General features: G+C 66.8%; 5 protein-coding genes. 3 read left to right on the top strand and 2 right to left on the bottom strand.

Annotation, left to right across the window (positions count from 1 at the left end):
- Positions 1-172: 172 nt before the first annotated feature.
- Positions 173-337, bottom strand: coding sequence for a Flp family type IVb pilin (locus BRAS3809_RS27990; protein ID WP_008965368.1), 165 nt, complete (start codon positions 335-337; stop codon positions 173-175).
- A 270-nt stretch (positions 338-607) separates the two neighbouring features.
- Here BRAS3809_RS27990 and BRAS3809_RS27995 point away from each other — a divergent pair, with 270 nt between their 5' ends.
- A complete protein-coding gene (locus BRAS3809_RS27995; RefSeq protein ID WP_008965369.1) occupies positions 608-1504 on the top strand; it encodes a 50S ribosomal protein L11 methyltransferase in 897 nt (298 codons plus the stop codon).
- A 161-nt stretch (positions 1505-1665) separates the two neighbouring features.
- Here BRAS3809_RS27995 and BRAS3809_RS36845 read toward each other — a convergent pair whose 3' ends face one another.
- Complete coding sequence (locus BRAS3809_RS36845; RefSeq protein WP_170323342.1) at positions 1666-1842, bottom strand: hypothetical protein; 177 nt, start codon at positions 1840-1842, stop codon at positions 1666-1668.
- Positions 1843-1992: 150 nt separating this feature from the next.
- Here BRAS3809_RS36845 and BRAS3809_RS28000 point away from each other — a divergent pair, with 150 nt between their 5' ends.
- Together BRAS3809_RS28000 and BRAS3809_RS28005 are read left to right on the top strand one after the other, a co-directional pair.
- Positions 1993-3816: an aminopeptidase P family protein gene (locus BRAS3809_RS28000; RefSeq protein ID WP_008965371.1), complete on the top strand. Its 1824-nt coding sequence runs from the start codon at positions 1993-1995 to the stop codon at positions 3814-3816.
- A 287-nt stretch (positions 3817-4103) separates the two neighbouring features.
- A complete protein-coding gene (locus tag BRAS3809_RS28005; RefSeq protein WP_008965372.1) occupies positions 4104-5381 on the top strand; it encodes a multidrug effflux MFS transporter in 1278 nt (425 codons plus the stop codon).
- Positions 5382-5750 lie beyond the last annotated feature (369 nt).

Below are 5750 nucleotides of genomic sequence, written 5' to 3' on the forward strand. Positions count from 1 at the left end.
ACAGCCGCGTGGACAAGCAGCAGTCCCGGCTGTGGAAGACCGCTCTCATGGCTGTGCACAAGCCGCCGGATAGGTCGCGGATAGGCAGCGGATAGGCTGTCGACGATCGCCGGCTCCAAAACGGGAAAAACCGGGCCCAGGGCCCGGTCCTCCGAGAACGCCGCGATAGAGATTACTTCAGTGACGTGTTGATGGAGTCGAACTTGCTGCTCAGGGAGCTGCCCAGGCCGTTCACGGCCGCGATGATCGCCAAGGAAATGCCGGCTGCGATCAAGCCATATTCGATCGCGGTGGCACCGGACTGATCGCGCAAAAACTTCAATACAAAGGTCTTCATCAGTAAACCTCGTTTCCCGACCGAGGAACCCAGGGTTGCAAGGTTCCCATGCCACGAACCATAGGAGGTAAAAACCTAAGGTTCGTGTAATACCGCCGCTGCAAGTCGTCATGATAATCGCAGCAATTGCACCGCAATTTTTACGCGCGTGGAACCTGTCGAAAAGAACAACCAGAAGCTGCCGCAACGGCGCCTTTTTCGGCCAAAGATGCTTGCGCTGGCGGTCAGATTGCTTAACCACGCCATCAAATCAGTTTCGGACCCGGCCAAATGACCTCAGCTTTCCCGCCTGCGACCTACAAAGCGAGCTTCACTGTCGCGGATGAAGCCACCGCGCGACCGGCGGTCGATGTCCTGACGGAGGTGTTCTTCGACGGCGATGCGGCGGTCGCCGCCTTTGAGCGGCCGGACGGTCGCTGGGACGTCACGGTGCATTTTGCCGAGCTGCCGGACCAGGCGCTGGTCCAAGAGCTGGTCGCCGGAGCGGCCGGTCCTGATGTCATCGAGAACCTGACGTTCGAGGCGGTCGAGGCCAAGGACTGGGTCAAGGCCAGCCTGGACGACCTGGTTCCCGTGCCGGCCGGCCGTTTCATGGTCCATGGCGCCCACGACCGGAACCGGGTGCCCGCCAACAAGCTGGGCATCGAGATCGAGGCGGCGCTGGCCTTCGGCACCGGCCATCACGGCACCACGCGCGGCTGCCTGCTGCTGCTCGACCACGTTCTGAAACGATGGGCGCCACGCCATGTGCTCGACCTGGGCACCGGAACCGGCGTGCTCGCCATCGCCGCCGCCAAGGCGACCCGCCGGTCCGTGCTGGCCAGCGACATCGATGCGCCCTCGGTGCGGGTCGCGCGGGACAATGCCCGGCTCAATGGTGCAGGCCCCCTGGTCCAGGTCATCCGCGCCACCAGTTTCGCCGCCGAGGAGTTTGCCGAAGCCGGTCCGTTCGACCTGGTGCTGGCGAACATTCTCGCCAACCCGCTGCGACAGTTGGCGGCGCCGATGCAGCGCCACCTCGCGCGCGGGGCGTGCGTGATCCTGTCGGGCCTGCTGACGCCGCAGTCGCGCGCGGTCCTCGCCGCGTATCGCGCCCGCGGCCTGGTTCCCGTCCGACATCTGAGAATCGAGGGCTGGAGCAGCCTGCTGCTGCGGAAGACGAATTGAGGTGCGGTCAGCCCAGGACGATGGATCCGGACTGTGAGCAGGACGCCGCAGACTGTAAACGTTTAAGCCTTCAGGTCTTGGTCTGGCCCTGTTGAGCGCCGGACTCCCGCTTGGTGCGAGGAGTCCGTCGAAGCCGGGGTTCGACGAGACGGTTGACGAGATCAGCCAGCGCGCTGCGCGGCTTCTCGACAGGCGCTGGAGCCGAAGCGTGTGGCGTCGGCGCCGACAATTTTTCGAAGGTAAAAGCAGGCATTGTGCATCCCCTCGGCATTGAGTTGAGGCACTCCCCGGATTGTGTGACCGTGGATGATCTTTACGACCGTGGTCACGACATCCATCACGTTTCCTCGCCGCATCTCTTCCGGATGACCAGCGTGAGACAGCAAATCTTTTTGCACAGGCGAATGCAAGGAGATTCTTCGTGCACCGCACGCCTAACTGGATGAGTATCTGTCGCAGCCGACACCCACGCCTAAAGTATGAGAGCGATGTTCGAAGCCCTGTTCCAGACGTTCGAAGAACCCGAAACCGGCGTCGCGCTGACGGCCCGCCTCGCCTCGCTACGCGAGGAGCTGGCGCGGCGGAGGCTCACAGGCTTCATCGTGCCGCGCGCGGACCAGCAGCAGAACGAATACGTGCCGCCGTCGGACGAGAGGCTGGCGTGGCTGACCGGCTTCACCGGCTCGGCCGGCCTTGCGATCGTGCTGCCGCACGAGGCCGCGATCTTCGTCGACGGCCGCTACACGTTGCAGGCCGGCAAGCAGGTCGACGGCAAGGCGTGGCGCGTGGAATCGCTGATCGAGCCGCCGCCGGAGAGCTGGCTGACGGGCCATCTGCAGAGCGGTGACCGGATCGGCTTCGATCCCTGGCTGCATACGACCGCCGCGGCCGAACGTTTCGCGGCCGCCTGCGCCAAGGCCGGCGCCGAACTGGTTCCGGTCGACAGCAATCCGATCGACAGCATCTGGACCGAGCGGCCGCTGCCGCCGCTCGGCGCGGTCTCCATCCACGGGGCGGAATTGTCCGGCGAGGCGGAGGCCGAGAAGCTCGGGCGCATCCGCCAGGAAGTCGAGCGGCTCGGCGTCGACGCGCTGGTGCTGTCGGATTCGCACAATGTGGCCTGGACCTTCAACATCCGTGGCGCCGACGTGTCGCACACGCCGCTGCCGTTGTCCTATGCGGTGGTGCCGAAGAGCGGCCGGCCGACGATCTTCATCGATTCCCGCAAGCTCTCGAACCTGACGCGCGACCATCTCGAGCGCAGCGCCGAGGTGGCGGAGCCGGATGCGCTGACGCAGCGGCTGACGCAGCTGGCGCAGTCCGGCGCCGCAATCGCGCTCGACAGCGCCACGGCGGCCGACGCGCTGACGCGGCTGATCCAGGGCGCCGGCGGCAAGCCGGTGCGCGGTGCCGACCCGGTGAGCCTGCTCAAGGCCGCCAAGAACGCGGTGGAGGTCGAGGGGACGCGGCGCGCGCATCGCCGCGATGCGATCGCGCTGGCACGCTTTCTCGCCTTCATCGATCGCGAGGCGCCGAAGGGCAGCCTGACCGAGATCGACGCCGTCGAGGCGCTGGAGAGTTTCCGGCGCGACACCGGCGCGCTCAAGGACGTGTCGTTCCCGACCATCTCCGGCACCGGCCCCAACGGGGCGATCGTGCATTATCGCGTCACCCGCAAGAGCAACCGGCGCATCGTGCCCGGCGACCTGCTGCTGATCGATTCCGGCGCTCAGTATGAGGACGGCACCACCGACGTCACCCGCACGATCGCGGTGGGCGTTCCCACCGACGAGATGCGCGACCGCTTCACGCGCGTGCTGCGCGGCCATCTGGCGATCGCGCGCGCGCTGTTCCCCGACGGCACCACCGGCGCCCAGCTCGACACCTTGGCGCGGCAATTCCTCTGGCAGGCCGGGATCGATTTCGAGCACGGCACCGGCCACGGCGTCGGCAGCTATCTGTCCGTGCACGAGGGGCCGGCGCGGATCTCCAAGCTCGGCACCACGCCGTTGAAGCGCGGCATGATCCTGTCCAACGAGCCCGGCTACTACAAGACCGACGCCTTCGGCATCCGCATCGAGAACCTCGAGCTGGTCGTGGCGAAGGACATCGCGGGCGCGGAGAAGCCGATGAACGGCTTCGAGGCGCTGACGCTGGCGCCGATCGATCGCCGCCTGATCGAGGTGGCGATGCTGAGCAGCGAGGAGCGCGCGTGGCTCGACGCCTATCACGCCCGCGTCAGGGACGCCGTCCGCGCGGCCCTCGACGAGCCCGACCAGCTCTGGCTCGATCAGGCGACGGCGCCGCTCTGACCATGGAGCCGTAGGGTGGGCAAAGCGGCCGCCGCAGGCGGCAGCGTGCCCACCGTGTTTCGGCACGTTCATCCGCGTTGCGGTGGGCACGGCGCGCGATGGCTCAGTGCAACGAGCGATCAGTTGGGCGCGCCTTCGCCCACCTAGGGATCGACGAACTACACCAGCCTCGTCGCCGATCCCGGTCGCAACTGTCCCGCTGCCGGTATGGGCGCATGCAGAAACAGGCGTTTCCGTGCCGCGGAAGGCCGCTAGAGTCGGGGCGTTGACCTGATTTGAGCGGCCCCATGCATGGAATGATCAGCAGACCGCCGGGCGCGGCCGCAACGCGCGTGGCCCCGTCGCGCACGGTGCTGGTCCTGCTCGTCGTCATGACCGGCCTGGCGCCGATCTCGCTGTACCTGCTGGTGCCGGCGCTGCCGCTGCTCGCGACCACCTTCGGACGCGATGCGTCCGTGGTGCAGATGACGGTGTCGTTCTACATGATCGGCATCGCCATCTCGCAGCTCCTGCTCGGCCCGCTGTCGGACCGCTTCGGCCGCCGCCCGGTGATGCTCGCGGGATTGGCGCTGTCGATCGTGGCGAGCTTCGGCTGCATCTTCGCCGACACGCTGCCGCAGCTGATCGCGGCGCGCTTCTTCCAGGCGCTCGGCGGCGCCAGCGGCATGGTGATCAGCCGGGCCATCATTCGCGACCTCTATCCGCGCGAGCGCATCGGCGCGATGATCAGCCTCGTCGTCGCCGTCATGATGATCGCGCAGATGCTGTCGCCGTTGACAGGGGGCCTGATCGAGATCGCGTTCGGCTGGCATGCCATCTTCTACGTCGTCGCTGCCGTCTCGATCGCGGTCGGCGTCGCGGTGACCCTGGCGCTGCCGGAGACACGCCCAGCCCGCGTCGAAGGCGCGAGCTTCCGCCGCGACGTCGCCACTCTCGTCAAGAGCCGCGCCTTTCTCGGCTACATGCTGTGCCAGGTCCTGGCGTCGCAGATCATCTTCGCGTTCGCCGGCGGCGGCCCCTACATCGTCGAGGTGCAGATGGGCCGATCCTCGGCGGAATATGGCGCGTGGTTCGCGACCACGGGCTTCGCCTATTTCGTCGGCAATCTGTTCTGCGTGCGCTATGCGCCGCGTCATTCGCTCGACCGGCTGATCTGGTTCGGTCTGACGCTGCAGCTCACCAGCGCCGCACTGAACTTCGCCTGGAGCCTGTTCGGCTTCAATCAGGTGCCGTCGGTCCTGTTCGGCACGCAGATGCTGTTGATGTTCGCCAATGCTTTCGTGATGGCGAACTCCGCGGCCGGTGCCATCAGCGTCCGGCCGGGCGCCGCCGGCACCGCCTCCGGCGCGATGGGCTTCCTGCAGATGGGGCTGGGCGCGATGACCTCGCAGCTCGGCGCATTCCTCGGCGGCCACTACGCGACGACGCTGCCGCTGACGTCGGCGATGCTGACGCTGTCGCTGGCCTGCGTCGGCAGCATGATCTTCCTGGTGCCGCGCACGCCGGTGACGGTGACGAAGGAGCTGATCGAGCAGGCGGAGGAGGATGAGGCCGGGGTGATGTGAGGGATCGCGCGCTTTCGCGTGTCTCTCGGTGTCATACCCGCGAAGGCGGGTATCCAGTACGCCGAGGCGGCGCGGCTCTATCACAACCGTCTCTGGAATACTGGATCATCCGCCTTCGCGGATGATGACAGTCGTGGGTGTAGCCGTCGTCCCGGCCTCGAGCCGGGACCCATACCCCCAGGGAGATGTTTGAGGCAGGCTGGTGGATAGCGCGTTCCCAGCCACGACCGGCGGGGGCTATGGGTCCCGGCTCAAGGCCGGGACGACAGCGGGGATGACGCGCGTGCTGTGGCAGATCATGCGGTCCACCGAACACCTCCGGCGCGGTGCAGCACATGCGCGCACGATCGAAGCCGAACAGCATCGGCA

It is taken from the genome of Bradyrhizobium sp. STM 3809 (assembly GCF_000239795.1).
Taxonomy (GTDB): domain Bacteria; phylum Pseudomonadota; class Alphaproteobacteria; order Rhizobiales; family Xanthobacteraceae; genus Bradyrhizobium.

Excerpts from the sequence above, each read along its gene's own strand:
- BRAS3809_RS27990 (WP_008965368.1), bottom strand. The coding sequence starts at position 337 with ATGAAGACCTTTGTATTGAAGTTTTTGCGCGATCAGTCCGGTGCCACC.
- BRAS3809_RS27995 (WP_008965369.1), top strand. The coding sequence starts at position 608 with ATGACCTCAGCTTTCCCGCCTGCGACCTACAAAGCGAGCTTCACTGTC.
- BRAS3809_RS36845 (WP_170323342.1), bottom strand. The coding sequence starts at position 1,842 with ATGGATGTCGTGACCACGGTCGTAAAGATCATCCACGGTCACACAATC.
- BRAS3809_RS28000 (WP_008965371.1), top strand. The coding sequence starts at position 1,993 with ATGTTCGAAGCCCTGTTCCAGACGTTCGAAGAACCCGAAACCGGCGTC.
- BRAS3809_RS28005 (WP_008965372.1), top strand. The coding sequence starts at position 4,104 with ATGCATGGAATGATCAGCAGACCGCCGGGCGCGGCCGCAACGCGCGTG.